The organism is Colwellia sp. PAMC 21821, assembly GCF_002077175.1.
Lineage (GTDB): Bacteria > Pseudomonadota > Gammaproteobacteria > Enterobacterales > Alteromonadaceae > Cognaticolwellia.
On record NZ_CP014943.1, the window covers coordinates 757,457 to 784,406 of the forward strand.

At 38.2% G+C, this 26,950-nt stretch carries 24 protein-coding genes and 1 pseudogene; 7 read left to right on the top strand and 18 right to left on the bottom strand.

Annotation, left to right across the window (positions count from 1 at the left end):
• Window positions 1-383 precede the first annotated feature (383 nt).
• Window positions 384-1,805: a sodium:proton antiporter NhaD gene (gene nhaD, locus A3Q33_RS03200; protein ID WP_081178682.1), complete on the bottom strand. Its 1,422-nt coding sequence runs from the start codon at window positions 1,803-1,805 to the stop codon at window positions 384-386.
• Window positions 1,806-2,435: 630 nt separating this feature from the next.
• Here nhaD and A3Q33_RS03205 point away from each other — a divergent pair.
• Window positions 2,436-3,608 (top strand): HupE/UreJ family protein, encoded by a 1,173-nt coding sequence (locus tag A3Q33_RS03205; RefSeq protein WP_196798042.1) that lies wholly within the window; start codon window positions 2,436-2,438, stop codon window positions 3,606-3,608.
• 216 nt (window positions 3,609-3,824) lie between these two features.
• Here the strand turns inward: A3Q33_RS03205 and nqrM are convergent, their stop codons facing one another.
• The 14 genes and pseudogenes from nqrM to A3Q33_RS03275 form a co-directional block, all read right to left on the bottom strand.
• On the bottom strand, window positions 3,825-4,046 hold the full coding sequence (gene nqrM, locus A3Q33_RS03210) for a (Na+)-NQR maturation NqrM (RefSeq protein ID WP_081178684.1): 222 nt from the start codon (window positions 4,044-4,046) through the stop codon (window positions 3,825-3,827).
• 55 nt (window positions 4,047-4,101) lie between these two features.
• Window positions 4,102-5,145 (bottom strand): FAD:protein FMN transferase, encoded by a 1,044-nt coding sequence (locus A3Q33_RS03215; RefSeq protein ID WP_081178685.1) that lies wholly within the window; start codon window positions 5,143-5,145, stop codon window positions 4,102-4,104.
• A 168-nt stretch (window positions 5,146-5,313) separates the two neighbouring features.
• Window positions 5,314-6,540, bottom strand: coding sequence for an NADH:ubiquinone reductase (Na(+)-transporting) subunit F (gene nqrF / locus A3Q33_RS03220; RefSeq protein ID WP_081149063.1), 1,227 nt, complete (start codon window positions 6,538-6,540; stop codon window positions 5,314-5,316).
• Window positions 6,541-6,621: 81 nt separating this feature from the next.
• A complete protein-coding gene (gene nqrE / locus A3Q33_RS03225; protein WP_081149060.1) occupies window positions 6,622-7,245 on the bottom strand; it encodes an NADH:ubiquinone reductase (Na(+)-transporting) subunit E in 624 nt (207 codons plus the stop codon).
• A 6-nt stretch (window positions 7,246-7,251) separates the two neighbouring features.
• Window positions 7,252-7,875, bottom strand: a complete 624-nt coding sequence (locus tag A3Q33_RS03230) for an NADH:ubiquinone reductase (Na(+)-transporting) subunit D (RefSeq protein ID WP_081178686.1) — start codon at window positions 7,873-7,875, stop codon at window positions 7,252-7,254.
• Entirely contained in the window at window positions 7,875-8,651 is a 777-nt protein-coding gene (locus A3Q33_RS03235; protein ID WP_081178687.1) for a Na(+)-translocating NADH-quinone reductase subunit C, read from the bottom strand. The genes A3Q33_RS03230 and A3Q33_RS03235 overlap by 1 nt, the downstream gene beginning before the upstream one ends.
• The gene (locus A3Q33_RS03240; RefSeq protein WP_081178688.1) at window positions 8,644-9,846 is read right to left on the bottom strand and encodes an NADH:ubiquinone reductase (Na(+)-transporting) subunit B; all 1,203 of its coding nucleotides are present in this window, start codon (window positions 9,844-9,846) and stop codon (window positions 8,644-8,646) included. The genes A3Q33_RS03235 and A3Q33_RS03240 overlap by 8 nt, the downstream gene beginning before the upstream one ends.
• Before the next feature lie 2 nt (window positions 9,847-9,848).
• A pseudogene (locus A3Q33_RS03245) lies at window positions 9,849-11,185 on the bottom strand (Na(+)-translocating NADH-quinone reductase subunit A).
• 473 nt (window positions 11,186-11,658) lie between these two features.
• Window positions 11,659-12,849 (bottom strand): enoyl-ACP reductase FabV, encoded by a 1,191-nt coding sequence (gene fabV, locus A3Q33_RS03250; RefSeq protein ID WP_081178689.1) that lies wholly within the window; start codon window positions 12,847-12,849, stop codon window positions 11,659-11,661.
• Window positions 12,850-13,037: 188 nt separating this feature from the next.
• Complete coding sequence (locus tag A3Q33_RS03255; RefSeq protein ID WP_081182249.1) at window positions 13,038-14,138, bottom strand: TRAP transporter substrate-binding protein; 1,101 nt, start codon at window positions 14,136-14,138, stop codon at window positions 13,038-13,040.
• Window positions 14,139-14,142: 4 nt separating this feature from the next.
• Window positions 14,143-15,525, bottom strand: a complete 1,383-nt coding sequence (locus A3Q33_RS03260) for a TRAP transporter large permease (protein ID WP_081178690.1) — start codon at window positions 15,523-15,525, stop codon at window positions 14,143-14,145.
• Window positions 15,525-16,070: a TRAP transporter small permease subunit gene (locus tag A3Q33_RS03265; RefSeq protein ID WP_081178691.1), complete on the bottom strand. Its 546-nt coding sequence runs from the start codon at window positions 16,068-16,070 to the stop codon at window positions 15,525-15,527. Before A3Q33_RS03265 ends, A3Q33_RS03260 begins: the two co-directional genes overlap by 1 nt.
• Window positions 16,071-16,410: 340 nt before the next feature.
• A complete protein-coding gene (gene bolA / locus A3Q33_RS03270) occupies window positions 16,411-16,734 on the bottom strand; it encodes a transcriptional regulator BolA (RefSeq protein ID WP_081178692.1) in 324 nt (107 codons plus the stop codon).
• A 166-nt stretch (window positions 16,735-16,900) separates the two neighbouring features.
• On the bottom strand, window positions 16,901-17,482 hold the full coding sequence (locus A3Q33_RS03275) for an alpha-ketoglutarate-dependent dioxygenase AlkB family protein (protein WP_081178693.1): 582 nt from the start codon (window positions 17,480-17,482) through the stop codon (window positions 16,901-16,903).
• A gap of 130 nt (window positions 17,483-17,612) precedes the next feature.
• On the opposite strand from A3Q33_RS03275, the gene A3Q33_RS03280 reads away from it, so the two are divergent.
• The 5 genes from A3Q33_RS03280 (at window position 17,613) to A3Q33_RS03300 (ending at window position 22,008) form a co-directional block, all read left to right on the top strand.
• A complete protein-coding gene (locus tag A3Q33_RS03280) occupies window positions 17,613-18,752 on the top strand; it encodes a methyltransferase (protein WP_081178694.1) in 1,140 nt (379 codons plus the stop codon).
• A gap of 29 nt (window positions 18,753-18,781) precedes the next feature.
• Window positions 18,782-19,351, top strand: coding sequence for a YajG family lipoprotein (locus tag A3Q33_RS03285; protein ID WP_081178695.1), 570 nt, complete (start codon window positions 18,782-18,784; stop codon window positions 19,349-19,351).
• Window positions 19,352-19,396: 45 nt separating this feature from the next.
• Window positions 19,397-19,978, top strand: coding sequence for a peptidylprolyl isomerase (locus A3Q33_RS03290; protein WP_081178696.1), 582 nt, complete (start codon window positions 19,397-19,399; stop codon window positions 19,976-19,978).
• 289 nt (window positions 19,979-20,267) lie between these two features.
• Complete coding sequence (locus A3Q33_RS03295) at window positions 20,268-20,597, top strand: hypothetical protein (RefSeq protein ID WP_081178697.1); 330 nt, start codon at window positions 20,268-20,270, stop codon at window positions 20,595-20,597.
• Window positions 20,598-20,748: 151 nt separating this feature from the next.
• Window positions 20,749-22,008, top strand: a complete 1,260-nt coding sequence (locus A3Q33_RS03300; protein ID WP_081178698.1) for an AmpG family muropeptide MFS transporter — start codon at window positions 20,749-20,751, stop codon at window positions 22,006-22,008.
• A 256-nt stretch (window positions 22,009-22,264) separates the two neighbouring features.
• On the opposite strand, the gene A3Q33_RS03305 is transcribed toward A3Q33_RS03300, so the two are convergent.
• Window positions 22,265-22,813: a YkvA family protein gene (locus A3Q33_RS03305; protein ID WP_081178699.1), complete on the bottom strand. Its 549-nt coding sequence runs from the start codon at window positions 22,811-22,813 to the stop codon at window positions 22,265-22,267.
• A 764-nt stretch (window positions 22,814-23,577) separates the two neighbouring features.
• On the opposite strand from A3Q33_RS03305, the gene A3Q33_RS03310 reads away from it, so the two are divergent.
• Window positions 23,578-24,075: a c-type cytochrome gene (locus A3Q33_RS03310; protein WP_081178700.1), complete on the top strand. Its 498-nt coding sequence runs from the start codon at window positions 23,578-23,580 to the stop codon at window positions 24,073-24,075.
• Between the two features lie 164 nt (window positions 24,076-24,239).
• Here the strand turns inward: A3Q33_RS03310 and A3Q33_RS03315 are convergent, their stop codons facing one another.
• On the bottom strand, window positions 24,240-24,932 hold the full coding sequence (locus A3Q33_RS03315; RefSeq protein WP_196798043.1) for a cytochrome b/b6 domain-containing protein: 693 nt from the start codon (window positions 24,930-24,932) through the stop codon (window positions 24,240-24,242).
• A gap of 366 nt (window positions 24,933-25,298) precedes the next feature.
• A complete protein-coding gene (gene lysS / locus A3Q33_RS03320) occupies window positions 25,299-26,840 on the bottom strand; it encodes a lysine--tRNA ligase (RefSeq protein ID WP_081178702.1) in 1,542 nt (513 codons plus the stop codon).
• Between the last annotated feature and the right edge of the window lie 110 nt (window positions 26,841-26,950).

Genomic DNA, 26,950 nt, shown 5'->3' on the forward strand with positions numbered 1-26,950 from the left:
CATTCCATTTAATAATAAACGTTAAGGTGTAATCAACTACGCCCTAACTATACACGTAAACTATACACATAAACTATACACATAAACTGTACACGTAAACTGTATATAAACACAGTTACTTTACCATATAAGAAGCTACCGTCAATACAGTAATACCACTCAATAATGCAGTCGTTAGAATGATGATAAGGACTTGCTGATAAAATTTGTCGAAAACTTGCGATAAATAGTTAAAAGACTTTATAGAAGCAGCGTGTTCTGGCTAGAGATAAAGCAGTAAATAAGCAATATATTAAATAAATATGCCTACCATTACTCTTGATTTATAGTAATGGTAGGCAGTTAAAAATGTTGTCAGTATTACGTTAACTTAGGCTAACATATTAGCCATTAATCAAAAAGTGTACGCCAATACTTGCGGCGTAACCCAGAGCGATAACCCAACTCCACTTTAAGTGGCCCATAAACGAATATACACCTTTGGTTTGACCCATTAACGCTACACCTGCCGCGGAGCCTATTGATAATAAGCTACCACCAACACCTGCTGTCATCGTCACTAACAACCATTGTTGAAGATCCATCGCAGGGTTCATGCTCAACACGGCAAATACTACCGGAATATTATCTACTATGGCCGACAATACACCGACGGCGATATTGGCATAGGTTGGACTCCAGTTACTGTATAGCGCTTCTGATACTAAGCTTAAATAGCCCATAAAGCCTAAACCGCCAACACACATCACTACGCCGTAGAAAAACAATAAAGTGTCCCACTCTGCACGTGCGATTTTGTCAAAAATATCAAAAGGTATTATATTGCCAAGCTTTTTTAATTCTTCTGAGTCATTTTCAGCTTCAGCTTTACTGCGTTTTTTATCTAAAGAGCGAGGAAGACTCATACGTAAATAAAAGCCAAAGAATTTTAAGTAACCCAAGCCCATCATCATACCTAGCACTGGCGGCATGTTAACAACACTATGGCATAGCACCGCCGTTGCTATGGTGAGAATAAACAAGGCAACTATTCTTTTTGCTCCTCGTTTAATCTTAAAAGTCTCACTAACATCTGGGATCGATTTTTCGTTCGAAATGAAAAAGCTCATAATAATCGCTGGCACTAAAAAATTCACTAAAGACGGAATAAATAGTACGATAAATTGCTCAAACTTAACGAGTCCAGACTGCCAAATCATTAAGGTGGTAATATCGCCGAACGGACTAAAAACCCCACCTGCATTAGCGGCAACAACAATATTAATACAGGCAATATTGATAAACTTTTTATCTTTTGACGCTACTTTTAATATAATAGCGCACATCAACATGGCGGTTGTTAAGTTGTTAGCAAAAGAAGAAATAGCGAAGGCTAAAATACCGGTTAACCAAAACAAAGACCTCAGACTTAACCCTTTTGAAACCATCCACAAGCGCAAACCATCAAAAATACCGCGTTCTTCCATGGCATTAATATAGGTCATCGCCACTAGAAGAAATAACAACAATTGTGCATATTCAAGTAAATTGTGATTAAACGCTTCTTCTGCTTCGACAGGAAAGCCATGCTGGGTATATACCCAACCTATAATCAGCCAAATAATACCCGCGGCCACCAATACAGGTTTAGACTTCCTTAAGTGTATTAAGTCTTCGCCGATAACCAGCAAATAAGCAATTGAAAAAAGAATGATGGCGGTGAAGCCAAATATCGAATTAGTTAAATCGATACTGCCAGGGCCTGCAGCCCAAGACGATGCAGAAATACAGGATAGTAACAAAATTATTAATATTTTTTTAAACATAATGACCTAATGAACTCTATTTGTTCTGGTTAAAGCCGTTAACCAATGACTAACTAATGAATTACACTGGTTAATGCTATTTTCAATGTTTATATTGCTATGTAACCTGAACTTTGGATAAGTGAACTAATACAGTTGTGCTTCTATTACTTAGCAGACGCTTATCCAAATCCCCGGTTAACCATTGCTGATGTTAGTCGTTCAAAGTTACTTTTATCGAGTAATTCAATTAACTCAGCTTGATAGCAGACTAAGCTCCATTTATTCTCACCTATTTAACGAGAGGGATTGAACGAATGTTGCCGCGACATTATAATCCTCTACTTAGCGGTCTTACTCATATTTTTTTGTAATTTTTTGTTCAAAACTAGAATATACAACGTCGATAATCAGTGTTTATATTTGCCAGTTTATTGGCTTAAATAAAATTTTAAAATACTGTTTTATCGATTGTATAATTCACAATATTAAAGACAAAATCTCGATAAGGACAACCGCGATAACGATTTAGCAATATATAAGAAATACGGAATAATTTGCTCGCAACTAAGCCTATTCATTTGCTATAAAACACGATAATTTAACGCCACTTTCCCTACATTTAACAACTTACAATCAAGGTTATTAATTTTGCTTACTCAACGACTTCCTCTGTTATATTTAATTATTGTGATCTTGACGACATGTTCGTTTTCTAACATAAGTTTTGCTCATAGTGATGATATTAATCAGGCTACGTTATCGCTAGACAATAATGAGAGATATCAACTCAATGTCACTGTTGATTTTATACATTTATTAAAAGAACATTTAGACATTTCGGGTGAAGATAGCGAGGTGCTAACAGCATTAAATCAACAATCATTTATTGAGCAAAAAAGATTACTCGAAAACCTTGAAACGGTTTTAAGCCAGCAGTCTACTTTAATTTTTTTAGACAAAACAAAAAATGTTGAGCAACAAAAAAGTTTAAGCTTTCAGGGATTAAAGCTACAGCAGTTAAAACAAATTTTATCTCAACCAGAAAACCTAACTGATTATAAAACTCAATTGCATGCTACTGGCGATATACCAGAAGGTGCGAGTGAAGTTGCTGTTAGTTTTGCACCACTGTTAAGTAATATAGTATTGAAAGTGGTGCGACCTCAGCAAGCGCTGATAAGCTCAGGCGGTTTAAGCAAAAGCTTTCAAATTAATCAATCGGATGCTTTACACTTAAATAACGTGAATAACCCTAACAATATTACACTCGCCTTTGATTATATTTATCAGGGGTTTGTTCATATTCTGCCACGTGGGTTGGACCATATATTATTTGTTTTAGCGCTTTTGCTCTTTGCTAAACGTCGTTCAACGTTAATCTGGCAAATTTCAGCATTTACGCTTGCCCATACCATAACCTTGGCATTGGGTATTTACGGTGTTCTAACGCTATCTAGCACGATTGTAGAGCCCTTGATTGCTCTTTCTATTGTCTATGTAGGATTAGAGAATATTTACCGCGCGAACCAAAACGAAAAAAGTCATACACGCTTGCCTATAATTTTTGCCTTTGGCTTGTTACACGGGTTGGGGTTTGCATCGGTATTAAGTGATGTAGGGTTACCAGCGAGCCAATACTTAATGAGCTTAATCTCATTTAATATTGGCGTAGAGCTTGGACAGCTCACCGTGATTGTACTTGCTTTTGTTTGTCTTTACCCTTTTAAAGCAAAAGTTTGGTATCAAACTAAACTAGTATTTTCGCTTAATATCACCATTGCTTTAGTTGCAACTTACTGGCTTATTGAGCGACTTACTTAATAGTAATTTTACAAATTAAGTACTCCACTTTTTAATGGTTAAAATGAGCAGTTAATTAACTTGATATAAATATGCTTTGCTAACAGCTAACAGCTAAAAGCTCAAATGGTAGAAATGAAAAAGGTGAGCTAAGCTCACCTTTTATCTATCAACTGAAGAATAACACTCAGTGTTAATATTGCTTAATCGTGAAATAGATTAAGCTTTGATAACAGCTTAAATGTTTTTTACGTTGATATCGCCAATAGCTAACGCCGCTACTCGATCACGTTCCTGGCGTTTTTCACAAGGGTTATCACAATTACAAGATTTATCAATGCCAACGCTTGATAAGCCACCACAGCTGCCAGCAAGTGTTTTATTTTGAAAAATATATCCTACAGCCATTGCCATGACAATAACGAGAAAAAAGCCTAAGGTGATTAAGAATATAGCCATATTAAGTGCCTACCTATTTGATAACATTTCAACATTTAATTATAAAAGTGCAAACCTACTTGAGGTATTGCATGAATTTTACCGTGCTTTGCTCAACAAAGCCATGATCAGTTTTCGCTATAATATATGCAGCAATACCATTAGCCTCTGCAAACGCTAGCGCTTTTTCTTCACCCATTACCATCATAGCCGTTGATAAACCATCGGCGGTCATTGAGGATGGATGGATCACAGTTACAGAGACCAGTTTATGGTTGATTGGCTTTCCATTTTTTGGGTCTATGATATGCGAAAAACGTTGACCATCGGCTTCAAAGTAAATTCTATAGTCTCCTGAAGTCGCTACGGCATTATCTTTGGGTATAATAATTTGTTGAATTGAGCGTTCACCATTTAATGGTTTCTCAATTGCTACATGCCAAAGCTCGCCAGTATGTTTAAAGCCTTTAACGCGCATTTCACCACCAATTTCAACAAGGTAGTTGTTAATGCCGTTCTCTTCGATAAACTCGGTAACTAAGTCAACACCGTAGCCTTTGGCAATAGTTGATAAATCAACGTAGAGATCAGGGGTGCTTTTACTTAGCATGCCATTTTCTAGTGTTAGTTTGTTTAAGCCTACCCGCGCTTTTGTCGCGTTGAGTAACTCAGCACTCGGCACAGTTTCTGGTCGATATTCCGGTCCAAAACCCCATAAATTAACTAAAGGTCCAACCGTAACGTCTAGTGCACCATCACTTAATCTCCCTAAACGTATCGCTTCTTTAATCACTCGCGCTAACCCTACTGAAACCTTAATGGGGGCAAGTGAGGTAGATTGATTAAACGTTGATAGCTCAGAGTCTTTAATATAGGTCGACATTTCCTGATTCAGCAGAACAAGTTGCGCATCAATACCTTGCTGAATTTTTTCTGCATCTAAATTTTCACCGACTAATTTAATATTATATGTGGTGCCCATCGTATGACCTTGAAGTAAGTATTCTGCACGGCCAAGATCATTACTAGGAAAGCAGCCACTAAGCATTAAAGCAGAAAACGCTACTACCACTAATTTAAACGCTAACAGGTGTCTTTTAAGTTTAAAATTATATTGCATTACAATATCCTTAATAAATTTTATTTAGCTAAAGTAACCGACTGATTAACTGTATTTTCTTTTAGCTAAATAAAATCACTACTTTAATAATTCATGAAAAACATATAAAAAGTAGGTATTAAAAAGGCGACCTAAGCCGCCTTTCATTACATGAATTTGTCAGCTTAATTAGCCGCCAAAGTCATCCAACATGATGTTTTCATCTTCAACACCCAAATCTTTCAACATATGAATAACCGCGGCGTTCATCATTGGAGGACCACACATGTAGTACTCACAATCTTCTGGCGCTTCATGGTCTTTCAAGTATTGCTCGTGCAATACATTATGAATAAAACCTGTCATGCCATCCCAGTTATCTTCTGGTTGTGGATCTGATAACGCAACATGCCATTCAAAGTTGTCATTTTCAGCCGCAAGGCCGTTATAATCATCTTCGTAGAACATTTCACGCTTAGAACGTGCACCATACCAGAACGACATTTTACGTTTAGATTGCAAACGCTTAAGTTGATCAAAAATGTGTGAACGCATTGGCGCCATACCAGCACCACCACCGATAAATACCATTTCATTTTCAGTTTCTTTAGCGAAAAACTCACCAAATGGACCTGAAATAGTCACTTTATCACCCGCTTTTAAGCTGAAAATATATGACGACATTTTACCTGCTGGTAAATGCAAACGTCCTGGAGGCGGCGTAGCAATACGCACGTTAAGCATAATAATGCCTTCTTCTTCAGGATAGTTCGCCATTGAGTAGGCACGTAACGTAGGCTCATCAACTTTTGATTCAACATCAAAAAAGCCAAAATGATTCCAATCACCTTTGTATTGGTCATCAATATCGAAGTCGCTATATTTTACATGATGCGCAGGCGCTTCAATTTGAATATAACCACCGGCTTTAAACGGTACAGATTCGCCATTAGGAATTTGTAACTTAAGCTCTTTAATGAAAGTTGCTTGGTTATCGTTAGAGATAACTTCACATTCCCATTGTTGAACTCCGAAGATTTCATCTTCAAGTACAATATCCATATCTTGTTTAACAGCAACTTGACAGGCTAAACGACAACCTTCTTTAGCTTCACGCTTGTTAATATGACCTGATTCAGTTGGTAGTATATCACCACCACCTGAATGTATTTCTACACGACATTGGCCACAAGTACCACCGCCACCACAAGCTGAAGGTATAAAAATACCTTGGTCAGCAAGTGCGCCTAAAAGCTTACCACCAGCCGCAGTTGTTACTGCTTTCTCTGGGTCACCATTGATGCTAATCGTAACGTCACCTGAAGATACTAACTTAGATTTGGCAAATAAAATCACCATTACCAAGGCTAGTACTATCACGGTAAACATCGATACGCCGAGAATAATAATTTCCATCGACTTTTCCTTTAATCTTATTTAAGGGTTTTAGCTAAGCTCATTGTATTTAAGCAAGTGCTAGCTAAAACCGACATTAACCTAAAGTGAAATACCACCGAAAGAAAGAAAGCCAAACGCCATCAATCCTGCAGTAATAAACGTAATACCTAAGCCTTTTAAGCCGTCAGGTACATCCGAGTATTTCATTTTTTCACGAATACCCGCTATCAGTACGATGGCTAACATCCAACCGATACCTGAGCCGATGCCATAAACGAAACTTTCGCCTAAGGTTAAGTTTTTCGCAACCATAAATGAAACACCACCGAAGATTGCACAGTTAACGGTGATCAAGGGTAAGAAAATACCAAGTGCTTGATAAAGCGCAGGGAAGTATTTATCTAAAACCATCTCAAGGATTTGTACTAATGCCGCAATCACACCAATAAAGGTAATGAAAGACAAGAAGCTTAAATCAATAGAGTCTTTTGCTTCAGTTACGCCCATTAAACTATCTAACGCACCTGGCGCTAAAATCGCTTGATAGATGATTTGGTTAACAGGTACCGCAATACCTAATACCACAACAACTGCAACACCAAGACCTATCGCTGTGCTTACTTTCTTAGACACCGCTAAGAAAGTACACATACCTAGGAAAAAGGTTAATGCCAAATTTTCAATAAATATGGTCTTAACAAATAAACTTAAATAATGTTCCATGATTGCTTAGTCCTTCTCTACTTGTGCTGGTTTCCACTGGCGAATTGACCAAATGATTAAACCGATAATGAAGAATGAGCTAAATGGTAAAACGAGTAAGCCATTACCTTGGTACCAACCACCGTTTTGCACTAAGGCAAAAACTTCGTAACCAAATAAAGTACCAAAACCAAATAGTTCACGGAAGAATGCAACAATGATCAATACAGCACCGTAGCCTAAACCATTACCAATACCGTCTAAAAAGCTCACGCCTGGCTTTTCTTTCATAGCAAAAGCTTCAGCACGACCCATTACAATACAGTTAGTAATGATTAAACCAATAAACATCGACAGTTCTTTTGATAGTTGATAAGAGAAAGCCTTTAAGACTTGGTCAACTAAAATTACCAGTGATGCAATAATCGCCATTTGCACAATAATACGCACACTTGATGGAATTTGATTACGAATAAGTGAAATAAACAAATTCGAAAAGCCCGTCACAAACATTACCGCAATGGTCATTACCATGGCGTTTGCCATTGAACTTGTAACGGCTAGCGCAGAACAAACACCCAGTACTTGCAACGCGATAGGGTTATTATCAACAACAGGTCCAAATAAAACCTTTTTAGTATCAGTAGCCATTAGTTCAACCCTCCAGCGCGATAGTTAGTAATGAATGGACCATAACCTTCTTCACCAAGCCAAAAATGTAAAGTTGTTTCAACACCGTTACTGGTTAATGTTGCGCCTGAAAGAGCATCAACGCCATGAACATCACCAGATTTAGCGCCACCTTTAACAATTTGAATAGCTATGTTGTTTTGCTCATCAAACATTTTCTTACCTGGCCATAAAGCTTTCCAGTTAGGGTTAAGTACTTCAGCACCTAAACCTGGAGTTTCTTTAAGGTCAGAATAGATTACGCTTTTAACAGTATTAAGGTCAGACTCTAAACCAACAAAACCGTACATAAGATCCCACAAGCCAGAGCCAACAATTGGCAATACAATTGTTGTTACTTTACCTTGCTCGTCTTTAACAAGATAAACCACGGCATTTTTAGCAACACGGTTTAAACTAGCAATATCATTTTCAGGTTTAAAACTCTTAGCAGGGTCACGTGCGTCAGCACGCTCTTCAAACGAGTTAACATCACCTTCAACAACTTTACCTGTTTCAAGACTGATCATTTTAGCTTCAACACGATTGTTATAAAGTCCAACGATATCGTCGCCTGCAAGTGCTAATAAACCGGCAGTTTCAAGAATTTTAGTTTGCTTATCAAGCAACTTATTCGCCGTTTGCAATGGTTTTAAAACCACCGCAGAAGTCGATACTAAGGCAGCACAAACTAAACAAATAATAAATACAAACCCGACTGTTCTGCCGAAAGTTTCTTTCTTTTTAGTATCAGACATTGCGAGCAAGCCTCCGTTTGATGTTCCCTTGAACCACAAAGTAGTCGAAAAGAGGTGCAAACAAGTTAGCGAATAAAATAGCTAACATCATACCTTCTGGGAATGCTGGGTTAACAACACGTACCAATACCACCATGATACCCACTAAAGCACCAAACCAGTATTTACCGGTGTTAGTAAATGACGCTGATACAGGATCTGTCGCCATAAACATCATACCAAAGGCAAAACCACCCGTAACTAGGTGCCAATACCAAGGCATAGCGAACATTGCATTAGTATCACTACCAATAGCGTTCAATAGCATTGACATAACAACCATACCGGCAAACACACCTAAAACGATACGCCATGAAGCAATACCTTTATAAAGAATGTATGCACCACCAAGTAGAATCATCGCGGTAGACACTTCACCAACAGAACCTGGAATATAACCCCAGAATGCATTCCACCAGTCAGCATTAACAGTGTATTCAATTAAACCTTGGTTCGCTGCACTAAGCGCAGTTGCACCAGAGAAACCATCAGCAGCAACCCAAACAGCATCGCCAGATATTTCACTTGGATAAGCAAAGAATAAAAACGCACGACCTGCTAATGCAGGGTTTAAGAAGTTTTTACCTGTACCACCAAATACTTCTTTGGCAATAACAATACCAAAAGTAATACCGATAGCCGCTTGCCATAATGGGATAGTTGCAGGCAGGATTAAGGCGAAAAGTATTGAACTAACAAAGAAACCTTCGTTAACTTCATGTTTGCGTACTGAGGCAAACAACACTTCCCAAAAACCACCCACTACAAACACAGTTGCATAGATAGGTAAGAAGAACATAGCACCGTAAAACATCATGCTGAACCAACCAGATTCAACCGACAAGCTACCGCCCAACATTTCAAACAAACCTACTTGCCACGTATCAGGTAAAGCATAACCAGCCGCTAATGCGTCAGTTGCTTGAAAACCTATGTTGTACATACCCCAGAACATGGCAGGGAAAACCGCTAACCATACTGTGATCATGATACGTTTAAGATCAATACTGTCACGAACGTGTGTTTGACCTTTATTCACTTGGCCAGGTGTAAATAACCCTGTAGCAACGGCTTCGTAAAGCGCATACCAAGTTTCAAGTTTACCGCCTTTTTCAAATTGCGGTTCGATATCTTCAATAAACTTTTTCAAGCCCATGACTAACCTTCCTTCTCAATTGTGGTTAGGCAATCACGAAGGATCACACCGTAATCTGTTTTGCCTGGGCAAACAAACGTACACAAGGCTAAATCTTCTTCATCAAGCTCTAAGGCACCAAGTTGTTGCGCGCCGTCAGTATCGCCGGCACATAAATCGCGCAATAACATAGTTGGCAATATATCTAATGGCATAACGCGTTCGAAGTTGCCAATTGGCACCATAGCACGTGCACTACCATTAGTCGTTGTGGTCATATTGAACAACTTCTTAGAGAAGAAGTGCCCCATGTAAGCACGCGTTACTGAAAACTTGTTAGGTCCAGGGTACATATAGCCAACAAACTCTTTTTCTCTGCCTTCAAGGATCAGAGAAATTTGTGTGTGATAGCGACCTAAATATCCCTTAACACCTGAAGCAACAGAACCTAATAATAACGAGCCCGAAACTACACGTAACTCACCATCAAGTTTTTCATTGGCAGTAATTTCTGCAACGCTTCCACCTAAGGTAGTACGAATTAAGCGAGGATTTTTGGCAGCAGGACCAGCTAAAGAAATAACACGACGGCTATCTAATTCACCAGTAGTAAATAACTGACCGATGGCAATAACATCTTGGTAACCAACATGCCATGCAACATTATCAGCACTAACAGGCTTCAAAAAGTGCATATGTGTACCCACTAAACCAGCAGGATGCTTACCAGCAAATTCATTTACATTTGCAGATGAATTAACGGCAATGTCGCTACCTGGTGCTTTGCTAACAAATACTTCACCGTCAGTTAAACGAGCAAGCACAGATAAACCATTAACGAAGGCTTCACTTTGCTCGGCAATTATAACCGCAGGATCTGCAGCAAGAGGATTAGTATCCATTGCACTAACAAATACAGCAACAGGTACAGAATCTATAGCGGGAACTTTACTAAATGGTCGCGTACGCAATGCAGTCCACAAACCTGAGTTAACTAGGTTTGAAACAACGTCTTCGCGTGCGATTGAGTTAAGTTCGTTAGCAGCATAGCGAGTAAACGTTTCTTGCTCATTGCCGCCAATTTCGATGACAACAGATTGCAATACGCGCTTTTCACCACGATTTATTTCTTTAACAACACCTGAAGCTTGAGCTGTGAATTTAACGCCAGGATTCTTTTTATCTTCAAAAAGTGCCTGACCTTTTTTAACGCTATCTCCAACCTTAACAAACATGGTTGGGCGCATACCCACAAACTCTTCACCTAATGTTGCAACAGTTTTGATGGACGGACCATCATGGATTACCTGCTGGGGGCACCTACTACAGGAACATCCAGACCTTTTTTTATTGTAATCATAAACACTTGCACTACTTTTGATGGGAGTAATCAAAATCAATTAATTCGCTACTTAACTGCATTTCCTTATTGCGAACATCACAACAATTAATGCGACCAACTAACATAAATGACCGATTTCAGTGTATTTCAGCAAAGTCTTAATTTATTTTAGGTAAATTAAGGTTCACTGGCTCTAGTTAAAATTTCTGGCGCGATTCTAGCACAAAACCACATTTTGATTCTATCTTAAGCACCACAATAAATAACAATTTAGACGAAAAATCTATATTTCGTGGATTAATCGAACAAAACTCTCTTTAATAGCATAAATTTCGGACGATACAGGATAAATTCAACTTCAATTTTAGCTCTTTATCCTAGATAACAAAATTTTAATTATTCGTTACTTATATGCCTAATTGCCATAAAAAAACCGACAATTCGTCGGTTTTTTATGGCTATATTGAACTCATTCACTAACAGCTGTTATTTTATAGCAAATTGTTAATGGCTAATTCAGGACTGATGTCTGCATCATAATCAACACCTGAAACGTTAAAACCGAATAATTTCAAAAACTCTTGATGATAACCAACATAATCAGTTAACTCGTCAATCGTATCGCTATCAACGGTATTCCAAATATCAGTTACACGTTGTTGTACGCTATCTTCAAGTTCTTTATTGTTTTGACGTAAACGCCCTGCTTCATCAATAGTCGGGTTCACACCGTAGATGTTTTCTCTAAACAATCCTTGAATTTGCTCGATACAACCTTCATATGTGCCGTCAGCTTTCATCACTTTAAACATGGCTGATATGTATAATGGCATAATTGGAATCGCTGAACTTGCTTGCGTAACAACAGCATTGAGTGACGTAACATAAGCTTCGCCTTTAATATCTGCTGTTGTTGCTTTTATCGCTGTTGACGCACGATCTAAGTCTTCTTTCGCACGGCCAATAGTCGCATGTCCGTATATCGGCCAAGTTAATTCTTTGCCAATATAGGTATAAGCTACGGTTTTAAAACCATTAGCCAATACACCCGCTTCACCGAGAGCTTTAATCCAAAGCTCCCAATCAGCGCCGCCCATTACATCAATGGTACCTTGAATTTCTTCTTCTGTTGCCGCTTCAACTGACACTGAGTCAATGATACGTTTCGAGGTGTTTAAATTCTTCGTAGTAACGCTTTTACCAATGGGTTTAAGTGCTGATGAGTAAACTTCGCCGCTATCAGGATCAGTACGTCGTGGTGACGCTAAGCTGTATACGATCAGGTCAATTTCACCTAATTCAGCTTTAATGGTTTCAATAGCTTTAGCTTTAATTTCATGTGAAAACGCATCGCCATTGATATTTTTCGACCATAATCCAGCTTCGTCTGCAGCCGCTTGAAAAGCAGCGGTGTTATACCAACCTGCTGATGCAGTTTTTCTGTCTGTCGGGGGTTTTTCAAAGAAAATACCTAATGTTTTAGCATCGTTACCAAAAGCAGCAGTAATTCGAGAAGCCAAACCGTAACCTGTTGATGCACCAATAACTAATACGTTTTTAGGTTTAGCATCGGCTTGAGGCTGACTTTTAACAAAAGCAATTTGCTCATTTACATGCGCTGCACAACCGGCAGGGTGAGCATTAGTACAAATAAAACCACGAATCTTTGGCTTAATAACCATAACTATACCTTCTTAATATCACGTTAACATCCAAGTTTTAAAGCTAGATTTCTTTGCTCAATAACTTGGGTTGTTTAGTGAAAAATTGATTTACAAAATGAAATTGCCGACTAGTTTACTCTTGCTTTGCCCTTTAAGAGGTGCGACCAGTGACAATATTCGACATTATTCATTAATATTACGAAAAATTAACGGTTTTCGTAATATGCTTGCAAGGTTAATTTATTATATTCTTTCATTGATGTTAAAAACTCACTGTATGACTGCCAAACGCGAGCAAAGTCTTTATCTGCTTTTACCTGTTCTTTAATTAATAAATCAGTTTGGTGTTTAAGTGCTTGCATAACTTCAGTCGGAAATTGACGCAACTGCACATTGTGCTCTTCAATCAAAGTTTTTAAAGCCGCATTATTTCGGGCATTATATTCTGCTAATGTAGACTCATTCGCCGCGTTCGCCGCTATTTCAACAATGCGTTGTAAATCTGCGGGTAACGTGTCAAAAGCTTTTTGATTCACTAATAACTCTAGACCAGTACCAGGTTCATGCCATACCGAAGCGTAATAATAATCGGCGGCCTGATAAAACCCAAAAGCTAAGTCATTATATGGACCGACCCACTCTGTCGCGTCAATAGCACCACTTTGTAATGAAGAAAAAATTTCGCCACCGGTTAATGTTACAGGAATCGCGCCAGCATTTTTAAGTACTTCACCCGCAAGCCCCGGAATACGCATTTTTAAACCTTGCAGATCAGCGACTGAATTAATTTCTTTTTTAAACCAACCACCAAATTGGGCCCCAGTATTACCACCAGGCATGGGCTTAATACCAAAGGGTGCATACAGCTCTTGCCAAAGCTCCATTCCACCACCGTAATGCAGCCAAGCATTGAATTCTGTTGCTGTCATACCAAAAGGAATAGCACTAAAAATAGGCGATGCAGGGATTTTTCCCTTCCAGTAATAAGAACCACTATGCCCCATTTCAACCGTACCTTGAGATACCGCATCAAACACTTCAAATCCAGGGACTAATTCACCTGCACCATAAACTTTTACCGTGAGTCGACCATTACTCATGGCGTTAACGTAATTAGCGAACTTTTCTGGTGCCATGCCTAAGCCTGGGAAATTCTTAGGCCAAGACGTTACGAGCTTCCAAGTAAATTTTTCTTGTGGCTGCACACTTTTTTCGGTGCTTGTGGTGTGGTGTTTATCACCACACGCTGCCAAGGCAAATAAAGTCATGATTATTAAAATCGACGAACGAGCAAAGTTTTTTATCATAATTTTATCCATATATTACGTTAGGTAACCAAGTCACTAAACTTGGCCAATAAGCTAAAGTACACAGTAATATTAACTGTATAAAAATAAAAGGTATTACGCCTTTATAAATCGCGGCGGTGGTGACTGACTTATCTGCCACCCCCCTTAAATAAAATAGCGCAAAGCCAAATGGTGGAGTTAAAAATGACGTTTGTAGATTCACCGCGATCATAATTCCTAACCAAATGGGATCTATGCCCATCGCCATTAATACCGGTGCAACAATCGGTACCACAACAAACGTTATTTCTATAAAGTCTAAAATAAAGCCAAGTAAAAAAATGACCAGCATAACAATTAAGGTCGCGCCGACAACACCACCGGGCATTTGCTGAAATAGCCCATGAACTAACTCTTCGCCGCCAAAACCTCTAAATACTAGTGAAAATAGACTAGCGCCAATCAAGATCAAAAACACCATGGAGGTAATTTTAACCGTAGTTTGCATCACAGCATTTAGGTTGACTCTGCAAAGCTGCTTTTTCCACAACGCTAATAGTAATGAGCCCGTAGCACCAACACCTGCGGCTTCTGTGGGGGTGGCATAACCAAATAATATAGAACCCAATACCGCGAACATTAGCAATAATGGTGGTAGTAAAGCTGAAATAAATAACATCACCGTTAGCGATTCCGGCGCTGCGTTTGACTCTTCTGGAGCGCGCTTTGGAATAGCATCAGGTTTAAACACCGCTACAGCGATACAATATAAAATGTAAAATATCACCAGTATCAGGCCAGGAATTACTGCACCGGCAAACAAATCGCCAACTGATACTGTTTTAGGACTAAAAATCCCCATATTTAATTGCGCTTTTTGGTAGGCACTTGATAAAACATCACCCAGCAAAACCAAGGCAATTGACGGTGGTATTATTTGACCCAACGTACCGGTTGCACAAATAATACCGGAAGAAAATGCCGGGCTGTAGCCTCGTTTTAGCATGGTCGGTAAAGACAATAGCCCCATAGTCACAACTGTTGCGCCTACAATGCCGGTACTCGCTGCTAATAACATCCCTACTAAAGTCACCGAGATAGCTAAACCAACATTAAAACGGCCAAACAACAAGGCCATAGCATTCAATAAGTTTTCTGCTACTTTCGAGCGTTCAAGCATAGCCCCCATAAAGACAAACAGCGGCACGGCTAATAAGGTTTGATTATTTAATACGCCATAAAGTCGATTCGGCAAAGCATATAAAAAGGAGCTTTCAAAAACATCAAAACTTATACCAATACCAGCAAACAATAAAGCTGTACCCGCCAACGACAATGCCACTGGGTAGCCTAGTAACAATACGCCACATACAGCAATGAACATTAACAGGGCTAAATATTCCATTATTTCGCCCCCGCAACATGGTTGGTATCAGGTAAATCTTGGCATAGTATGAGTAAGTTTCGTGTTATTTCAGCTATGCCTTGCAAGGTAAGAGTTATAGCAAGTAGAAGAATGAGTGTTTTATTAAGATAAACTAAGGGTAAGCCGCCGGCCTCAGGCGAACTTTCCATTATTTGCCATGACGACATCACGTAATTAAAACTGATAAAAAAGATAAAAACACAGACCGGCAGTAACAGCATTACGCTACCAAATAAATTCAGCAAAGCTTTTTGCTTAAGCGTGTATTTCTGATAAAAAATATCAACGCGGACATGACCTTCATGTTTCAAGGTATAGGCAGCACCGAGCATAAAAACAAGACCATGAAAGTAAAGTACCGACTCTTGCATACCAATCCAGCCAAGATTAAAGCCATATCTAAGTACGACAATACTAAAGGTCAGTAACACCATTAAAAGCGTTAACCAAGCAACCATTTTCCCAAGCAGCTCGGTAATAGCATCTATCGTTTGAACAAGTTTATTCGCGAATGTTAACAACATATTTTTCCATTTTTTTATTATTATTTGAAAATTAATTGCCAAAAATTAAGTAATACCGCCTCATGTAAATATTCGTTTCTGTGTTTCTGTGTTATGACATGTAAAGTCACATTAATACCGTAATACCACGTTTTAAAAGTATGCAGCCATTAAATAATACATGAAGCATTATCTAGGGTAATTGGAGCGAACATATACCCGTGACATTGCCGACATGGATGTCGGTACTTAGTTTTCATCTGGCACAAAAAACTGCCGAACATCTTGTAAATACGCACCGTTAACATTAGATTAATAGTGCAAATATAATAGCGATATTTATCAGCGAAACGTCAATAATTTACCCTGCCTTTTTACCGCCTCCTAAGCATTTAGGTGACAGCGGAGTATTTTCTGCGTAATAGGTTTTCCACTCTTTTTCTGTGTAGGTATGCAGTGCTAAGGCATGAATTTTATCAGCAAGCTCTTCTGCTAGTAACGAATTAATGGCACGATGACGCTTAATTAATCGTTCACCTTCAAAATCTTTTGAAACAATAATAACTTTAAAGTGCGATTCGCTGCCTGGTGCAACATTATGCTGATGACTTTCATTGATTACATCGAGATGAATGGGTGAGAAAGCAGAAAGTAATTTTTCTTCGATAACAGCTTCTATTTTCATAGTATATTCCCTGAGATTGATCAGCTAGTGGATCAGTTTTAATTTTAGTCGTTGTTCGTAATTATGCCATCTATCTAGATGGCTGACAGTGTTATTTTTAATATTTTTATCTTCTAACCATTGCCAATAAGTTCACTTGCCAAGCATGTTCCCCAAGAAAATAAAATTAGCTTATATTACCTATTTGTCGGAAGGTGAGATTTATCCTTGGCTTTATTAACTTGGTTCTCTTAGGAAGGCAGTGCTGCCAGTAATGCTGGGTTTTACCTCGCATGATCAGTAAACTTCCAGAAGTAAGCGATATGCTGATTTTTTCCTTGGTTATAATGTGCTTAAGTTGAAATTCTCGTTCAGCGCCAAAAGATAGTGAGGCAATAGTAGGCATTGCGCCTAGCTCAGGTTCATCATCACTGTGCCAACCTACACTATCATGCTGATCACGGTATAAATTAGCTAAAACAGCGTTAAAGTCATGACAACAATAATCACTAACTTTTTCTTTTATCGCCAGTAAGCCTGCCGTCCAAGGCTCAGCGGTTAAGGTTATGTTTGAATAACGATAACTGAGACTATTGTCACCATACCAAGCTTGTAACCTCGGTATTTTCATCACCTTACCAAACATTTTAATATCGTCATGTCGCCAAACTAAGTTTTGCGTTAGTGCATTAAAAATTAAATGTGCTTCATCTGCAGAATAAAAGTCTTCAATATATTCGATGTCGGCATCTGGGCAGTTAATTTTCAAACTATTATGTTCCTTATCTGGCTTTTATCCGCCAATTGATATTATTTATCACGATAAATTCTGCAATTAACTGGCTCGTAGTGAGAAATTTTGACACAATATCCGTTACGCCAACCAAGTATTTATCGCTATGATCAGCCCTTTTATTATCAACGACAAAAATCTTTTTCTCGATCGTTTCCCAACCGGACAAGTTAACCGAAGCTTGCAAGCATGGGATGCAGCTGATGAATATATTATTAGTTACTTAGAACAACAGGTTTTAAGTGATTCAAAACAAAAAATTCTTATTTTCAACGATAATTTTGGTGCTATAGCCTGTAACTTAACTGATCATCAATTGTATTGTGTTAATGACTCTTTTTTAAGTCACCAAGGTATTGAACTTAATATAGAACAGAATGGTTTATCAAACGAGAATATCACCTTGCTCACCAGTCTTGATGATTTGCCAAGTGATATTAATATCGTGCTATATAAAATTCCAAAAGGCAAAGGCTTACTCAGCCAACAGCTTAGTAAAATAAAACAACAGCTCAGTAAAGATGTTGTTTTTATTGCCAGCGACCGTGCCAAAGAAATTCATAGCTCGACACTAAAATTATTTGAAAACTATTTAGGCACCACAAAAACATCATTAGCAGTAAAGAAAGCCCGACTAGTATTTTGCGAACTTGATAATGAACAAGCTGCAACGGCTAACTTTCCAACCTCTTGGCCACTAGAAAACACCAACTTTACTTTGCATAATCACGCTAATGTTTATGCCAGAGAAAAGCTCGATATTGGTGCGCGCTATTTTATGGAAAACTTGCCCACTATTGCGGCTAATAAACAAGTTATCGATCTGGGTTGTGGTAATGGTATTATTGGCTTGCATGTATTATCAAAGCAGCCTGAAGCGCAAGTGCATTTTATTGATGAATCGTATATGGCTATTGCATCAGCAAAGTTGAATATGACTGAAAATTTACCATCAGCGATTGAGCAATGCCATTTTCAAGTCAATGACTGTTTAACCAGCGTTGAAGGTGGTAGTGTTGATTTAGTTTTATGTAATCCACCCTTTCACCAACAAACCGCCACCACAGATCATATTGCATGGCAGATGTTTAAAGACAGTCACCGCGTATTGAAAAAGGGCGGTGAGTTGCGCATTATCGGTAATCGTCAGCTTGGTTATCATATAAAATTAAAACGTATTTTCGGTAATGAAACACTGATCGCTAGCAATGATAAGTTTGTCACTATTTCAGCAATAAAACGTTAATTAACTCACTTAACCTTGAAGAAGCTCATATGAAATCAACACTATTTAAGTTTATCATTTTAAGCGCTACAACTTTATTACTCGCCTGTAGTGCGCCAATAAAGCAGGTTATTGTTAGCCCTGAGCTAAATATTGGCAGCAGTAATGCCTACCAACAAAAACAGGCTCAATTGGGTTTGAGTGATTTACGCTCTTCACCTCATATCGTGCAAATTTTACGTACTGGCGAAGCGGCACAATTATATTCACCACAACAATCTCTTGTTGAAACAGTAGAAAAGTCGCTTAGCTCAGCATTAAAAGCAAATGGACTACAAATAAAACCACAAGCGGCTAATCAAGTTGACATAATTATCGACCATGCCTTGGTAAGTGTTCAGCAAGACATGATTAAATATAGTGCTAAAAATCAAATGAGTGTGCGTGTAGTTGTCAACAATGGCGAAGGCAGCTTAACAAAAACATTCAAAATAACAGGTACAAGCAATGGCACGCTTAAAGCAGATCTTGCTGTATTAGAGCGCGACTTTAATCAACAACTGGCAACGTTATTAACACAAATAGTGCAAAGCGAAGAGTTACAGCAATTTATTCAGTAATTTATTCAGTAATTTAATGCTTAACAATCAGATAGAGATCGCTAAATGAGAATTTTTTCAGTTATATTATTATTGCTTTCAGTTACCTGTAGTGCGAAAGATTTAGCTATTCAACCTGACAACTTATTTCCACAAGTAAAGCTAGAAACATCAATGGGGAGCATTATTGTTGAGCTTGATAGAATACGTGCGCCGCTCACTGTCGATAATTTTTTAACTTATGTGGTAACAGGTGAGTACAACAACACAATTTTTCATCGTATTGTGCCAGAATTTATTGTCCAAGGTGGTGGCTATAGCCAAAATTTTGAGCTTAAAAAAGTTAATAAAACTATCGTAAATGAATCAGGTAATGGTTTAAAAAATGAAATAGGCACGATTGCCATGGCAAAAGAAAATCGTCCTCATACCGCGAATAGACAGTTCTTTTTTAATGTCGCTGACAATTCAAGTCTGGACCCTGGCAGAAAATGGGGTTACGCTGTTTTCGGCGCTATCGTTGAAGGTCAAGAAGTCGTTGATGCGATGGCATTAGTATCAACAAATTATAATGAAGAAATGGGCTGGGAAAACGTCCCTGTTAAGCCTATCATGTTAATCAAGGCCAGTTTATTACCGGCTTTATAAGCACTTTATCGTATGGTTACTGTGCTTATTTTAAAGAATTTTTTGGATATAAAAGTAGACCAGGCATTACTTATAAATAAAATAAAAAAACCTGGCAAAGCGTTATTTAATCGCCCAAATACATTTACTCAACCAATACTCAGTTACAATTTAGCAACGTTGTAACTTTGACATTTACAGTTTTCTCTACGATAACTAAATTGTGTTAAGTAAGATAACAAAGCGATTTACACTTTTATTTCCCCTGAGCTAAGTAACTTTACTAGCTAAATTGTATGGAAGGAATATCATGATAATTGAGCAGTTTATCAATGAAAAAATCACACAAATAAGAGCCTATATTACAGCAGTAATAAATCATTCTTTGCATTATACTGAGCTTGATCGATTCGTTGATAATACGATGGCAGAATGGACTTTACTGCACGTTAGTGATGAAACTCCCAGTAATGCTAGAGAGCGTGTATTTTGGCATATAATGCATGAATTTAGCCTACACAGCGCAAATGATCTAGAGCGTGATTTATACTTTAAAAGTGAAATATCGACTTGCTTAGATTTTTTCTCTGGCACCGGCAGTTACCCTATTGATTGTATAGGCTGGCGCCCCCTGCCATAGCGACGCGCTGTTTAGCCGACAATATTCAGTCGACAATATACAGGTGATAGGCAGCAACTAATTACCTGTTTCAAAAGATTAAACTTCTGTTTACTAATACATTTTGATAGCCTATCAGCATTACCTTCTCGCATTCATTAGGCTTTGAGCAATGCAATCTCCAACCTTTAAGCAAGCAATATTTAATCGTCGCATGCTAATTTGTATATTCACTGGCTTTAGCTCCGGGCTACCTTTGTTTATTCTTTATCAACTTGTACCGGGATGGTTGCGTTCTGAGGGCGTTAGCCTCACTGAAATAGGCTTATTCTCACTGATCGGTATACCTTACGTTTGGAAGTTTATTTGGTCTCCTTTAATGGACCGCTATTCATTACCTGTGCTTGGGCGTCGTCGAAGTTGGATGTTACTGACTCAAGTACTACTGCTATTTTCTATCGCTAGCTTCGGCTATGTAGATCCCGTAATGAATATTTGGAGCGTTGCTTATTTAGCCGCTGCGGTGGCATTTTTCAGTGCGAGTCAAGACATAGTGCTCGACGCTTATCGCCGTGAGTTACTGCCCGAGCATGAACTTGGCTTAGGTAACTCTATACATGTACAAGCTTATCGACTGTCAGGCTTAGTCCCGGGCTCATTAGCTTTTATTCTCGCTGACCACATCAGTTGGCAAGCCGTATTCCTTATTGTCGCAGCATTTATGCTGATTGGTATTTTTCTCAGTCTGACAATAAAAGAGCTCAATAATGCCTCACAAGCGCCAAAAACTTTACAAGAAGCGGTTGTTTTGCCGTTTAAAGACTTTATCAACCGAGAAGGCATAAAATCAGCACTACAAATTCTGGCTTTTTTGTTTTTATATAAGCTCGGCGATAGCATGGCAACCGCATTACAAACGCCATTTTTCATCGATTTAGGCTTTACTAAAACCGAAATAGGTGTGGTGGCTAAAACGGCATCATTAATTGCGATGACGATAGGCTTGGCAGTTGGTGGTATAGTAATGATTAAGCTAAGTATTAATCGAGCATTATGGTTATTTGGTATTGTACAAATAATCAGTATTTTAGGTTTTGCAGCACTGGCAGAGATTGGTCACAACACCTACGCTTTAGCTTTTGCAATGGGCTTTGAATACTTGGGCGTTGGTCTTGGTACAGCCGCTTTTACTGCCTTCATTGCTCGAGCGACTAATCCAGCATTTGCTGCAACTCAATTTGCACTATTTACGGCATTAACCGCATTACCCAGAACATTTGCGAATGCCACAACCGGCGTTATTGTCGAACAAATTGGCTGGACTAATTTTTACTTTATATGCACGGCGTTAGCGATACCCGGTATGCTAATGCTATTAAAAGTTGCACCGTGGCGAGAGCCAACTAAACAAGCACCGCAGGAGATTGCGTAAATATGATCAAACTATTTTTTCTCGTCCCCATACTAATGTGTGCTATTTGGTATTGGTATTTAAAAAGTAACAACTACACGATCAAGGAAGGTTTGAAAGGCTTTGGTTATATATTTGCTTTTAATGGCACTATTATCGCATTTTTCATTTTAATGCTATTTGTAACGCATTAGCGCTTAGCACTTATAAAAAAGCCGCTTACCGCGGCTTTTTAAACAGGCTACTTTGACCGGAAGTCAAACTTAACGCTCAAGGTTTAAAAAACAGAACGGAACCCGGAACGACCGCTGCTGCGACTAGAACGCCTATTCCTTATTCTACTATGCAACTCCTTACGCTTAGCATGTAACCATTCATCACGGGTAACTGCAGCATCTCCATGACGACCCTCTTCACGCAACCTGTAGTTACAAAACTCTAAGAAAGCCTCAATGTCATCTTTAAGCTCTTCAGCAACTAATTCGATCATAATAGCATCGTCTAAGAAACCCAGTACTGGGATATGATCCGGCACTAAATCTTCTGGGTCGCTAAAGTAAGCTAAAGCACTTAAAACATCGGCTCGCGCTTCATCAGGTATATTCCACTCACTATCTTCAATCATAGCGACTAAGGTTGCTAAGGTTTTAATACGTTCACTAACGAATGTCGGCACATTCACTTTTATGTTGTCACTAAGGCTTTTAGCGTTGGCTAAAATTTCAGCCTCAGTTAAACTTTTTGCGTCCGATTTTGCCTCGCGCATTACATTACGAAAATACTCTAGGTCTGATTCTTTCAACTCGAAGGTCACTTCAAATGCCATTATAATTCTCCTAATATTTGGCTTGCTTGAATGTCAGTACACCTTTAAATTTAACAGAACTTTCACAATACACCACTAAAGTACAAAAATTCTAACAATTAGCAGCATGATCCCGAACATTTGCTAATACCACAACAGGAGATATGTTCGAGAAAATATGTTGACTAACGTTTAATTTATATGCATCGGATTAGTCATACTGGGTATCTTAATCCTCATCAATAATGGTGCCATGGTGGGTAGCAACCGCACAAAAAACTCAGCGGCTGCATAAAAATGATTAAACTATTTTACTAGTGCCTGTTTTAATGTGCGATTTGGTATTGGTATTGGTTTAAAAAAGTAATTACAGTGCCAGCAAAGAAGACTTAAGCTATATATTTGCTGTTAATAGCACGATGATCTTTCGCATTTTTTGTTTTAATGTGATTTATGACCATTGAGCATTAAAATAGCTTGCCCATAATACTCTGCGTTAATTAATTCAACACTAGGCATTACTCACCTTTTAGATCGCATACCTACTCCAGGTGGCATAACAAGTGTAACTAGTCGCATATTTTAAAGCGCATAAATGCTATAAAAAATTTAATGAATGTAAGCTTGAGAATATTAAACGGCGTACAAATACTTACATCATTTCATTGATTGCTATGCAAAGGTTGAACTATATTTGATAGTATTAATTTAATTTTGGTAAGCTCAACAAATACCTAACTTTTATCTCATGTTACATTTAAAATTTTTATCTATAAGGAAAATTCATGAAAACATTATCAAGCCTACTATTATTAACAGCGACTATATCAGCAGCTAGCTTTTTACCCCTAACCGCTAGCGCACAAGCAACAGAAGTAAGACAAGCAAGTAGTGAAAAACAAGCTGAAGCAGCAACGACCTATCGCAAATCTGTATTACAGTTAATGAGCAGTAATATGGGCCCATTGGGCGCTATGGCGAAAGGAAAAATCCCGATGAATGCTGAAGTGATCACAAAAAATGCTGAACGTATCGCCTTTTTAGCCCCTATGATGCATGACTACTTTTCGTTAGACACTTCGAAATTTAATCTCAAGACTGATGCTAAAGACAGCATTTGGTCTAATCATAAAGATTTTAGTCATAAAATTGATGACTTAGTTACTGCCGCTAATAACTTAAAAATGGTTGGCGAAAAGAATGATGCTGGAAGTTCTAAAAAAGCTATAGGTGCCGTTGGCGGAAGCTGTAAGTCTTGCCACGACGACTACAAAAAAGATTAAGGTTGTATAAAAAACTATAAACCTAATAAAAAGAGCTTTCAATGAGTAAATCAATGAAAGCTCTTTCTCACAAACAAATTAATGCTGCTTAAGCCTATTCGTTATACAAGTATAGCGGCTTGTATCTGCTTGAAGTCACCAATTAGTAATCAATCACTTATCAATTAGTAACCAAAATAATCATCAATAGGCTCAGGTGGCCATATTTCAATAATTAAGTATAAGGTTAGCGCGGTAACAATAAGACAGACGATAAAAGCTAACCACGGAAACGGCCCTTGAGAATGCACACTTTTATTTACTGTTTTTTTACCCGTGATCATTGCACTGGTTAAGTTATCTTTGTGTTTAACTTTATAAAATAAAATTGCGCCGATATGCAAAACAATAAAGCCTAAAAGCACATAGACTATATTGTGATGTATAAAATTAGCCACAACTTGCCAAAAATCACTCAGTACACCGTAGTAAGGAGCATCATTAAAAATGTCATCTGTGGTAAATAGGCCACTAACCGCCTGTGCGAGTATTAATGACAACAAAGCGATAACAGAATAAGCCCCTGCAGGGTTATGACCAATGTAATTTTGTACTTCACTAGCACGCAAATAATGTAAGGTTTTCATTGGGGATTTTACAAATTGACTGAATTTAGCATAGTAAGTGCCGAGTATTCCCCACAAAATCCTAAAAGTGACGACAGCAAGACAAGCATATCCACCATAAAAGTGCCACTGGGTAGCATTGGACAGCATTGATTCATCTAACACTTTTACACTGATAAACTGAAAAGTAATAATAATGACTAACAGCCAATGACAAACTCGAACAGGTAAATCCCACACTTTTATTTTCATATAATGCATCTCCTTAGCGCTTTAATTACAAATAAAATAAAATAAATATCAGACTACATCCAAGTAGAATCAAGAGGTCATCGCTATTTTTTATTATTACGTATTATACCAATGTTCATAAATAGGTCAGTGATTTAATTTAATAAATTTTGGAGAATAATAACAAAAAAGATAAAGCAAAGTAGACAATAAGCAGGAGAGTTAAAGCAGAGATTGAAAGTTAGTTAGAGAAGCATTTATACCAAGTTGATTACATAACTGCGATTTAAGACTGAGCTATTAACTCAGACTAAAATCGCAGTTATCAATATTTTGCTCCGATTAAATTCAACCAGTATTTATATAAATACTGGTCTAAAGCACATATTACTCAGCTAATGGACGCATGTGAGGGAACAAAATAACGTCTTTAATGGTTGGTGAATCAGTGAATAGCATCACTAATCGATCAATACCAATACCTTCACCGGCAGTAGGTGGTAAACCGTATTCAAGTGCTTGAATATAGTCAGCATCATAGTGCATTGCTTCGTCATCACCAGCGTCTTTACCCGCTACTTGGTTTTGGAAACGTGCCGCTTGGTCTTCAGCATCGTTCAGCTCTGAGAAACCATTGGCTAATTCACGTCCGCCAACAAAAAACTCAAAACGGTCAGTTATAAATGGGTTGTCATCATTACGACGCGCTAATGGTGAAACTTCCCATGGATATTCAGTAATAAATGTTGGTTGATCAAGCATATGCTCGGCAACTTCTTCGAAAATTTCACAAATATATTTACCAGCACCCCAAACTTTAGAAGCATCAGTTTCTTTCACGCCAACAGATTTTGCCATGGCTTTAAGTGCGTCGAAGTTAGCTTCTGGGTTACGTAAAATATTTTCGTCTAAATCATTACCGTGCAATAAAATCGCATCAACCATGGATAAACGGGTGAACTTTTGGCCGAAGTCATAGAACTTCTCTTCTACCACTTCACCATCAGCGTTTTTAACGGTATTACGAATAACAGAAGAACCCATAACGTCTTCTGCTAGTGTGCGCAGCATGTCTTCAGTAAGGTTCATTAGGTCATGGTAATCCGCATAGGCTTGGTAGAATTCAATCATAGTGAATTCTGGATTATGACGCGTTGATAAACCTTCGTTCCGGAAGTTACGGTTAATTTCGAATACTTTTTCAAAACCACCAACAACCAAGCGCTTTAAATAAAGCTCCGGCGCAATACGCATATACATTTGAATGTCTAAGGCATTGTGGAAGGTTTCAAAAGGCTTCGCTGAAGCACCACCTGGAATGGTTTGTAGCATAGGCGTTTCAACTTCCATGAAATCACGGTCAGTTAAAAACTTGCGAATACCATCAACAATTTTTGAACGGATTTTAAAAGTGTTACGCGTATCTTCGTTGATGATCAAATCAACGTAACGTTGACGATATTTTGTTTCAACGTCTGATAAACCGTGAAATTTTTCTGGTAATGGACGTAGCGATTTTGTTAATAGCTCATATTTGTCCATATTCACGTATAAGTCACCTTTACCTGACATATGCATAGTACCGGTTACACCGATAATATCGCCAATGTCTAAAGTGCCCCAACGCTCTTTAATATCTTTTTGCACTGTTTTGTGTGCATATGCCTGAATACGACCTGTCATATCTTGTAATACTAAGAATGGACCACGTTTTGCCATTACACGACCAGCAATGCTGTAAAGACCAGTTTCAGCTTCAAGCGTTTCTTTATCTTTTTCACCGTGTTGGGCTTGTAAATCAGCAGCATAGTGTTTTCGGTCAAACTTGTTAGGGTGGCCATTAGCCGGACAGTTTTCGCGAATTTTTGCTAATTTGCCACGACGCTCGGCAATCAATTTGTTTTCGTCTTGGTGTGCTTGATCAGTCATTTTATTTCTCGTGTTTAACGTAATACTTCATTTGAGCTAAATTTAAGCTAAATTATTTAGCGCTCAAATTTTACTATTACAGGTATATGCTATTAAAAATATTTAAAAAT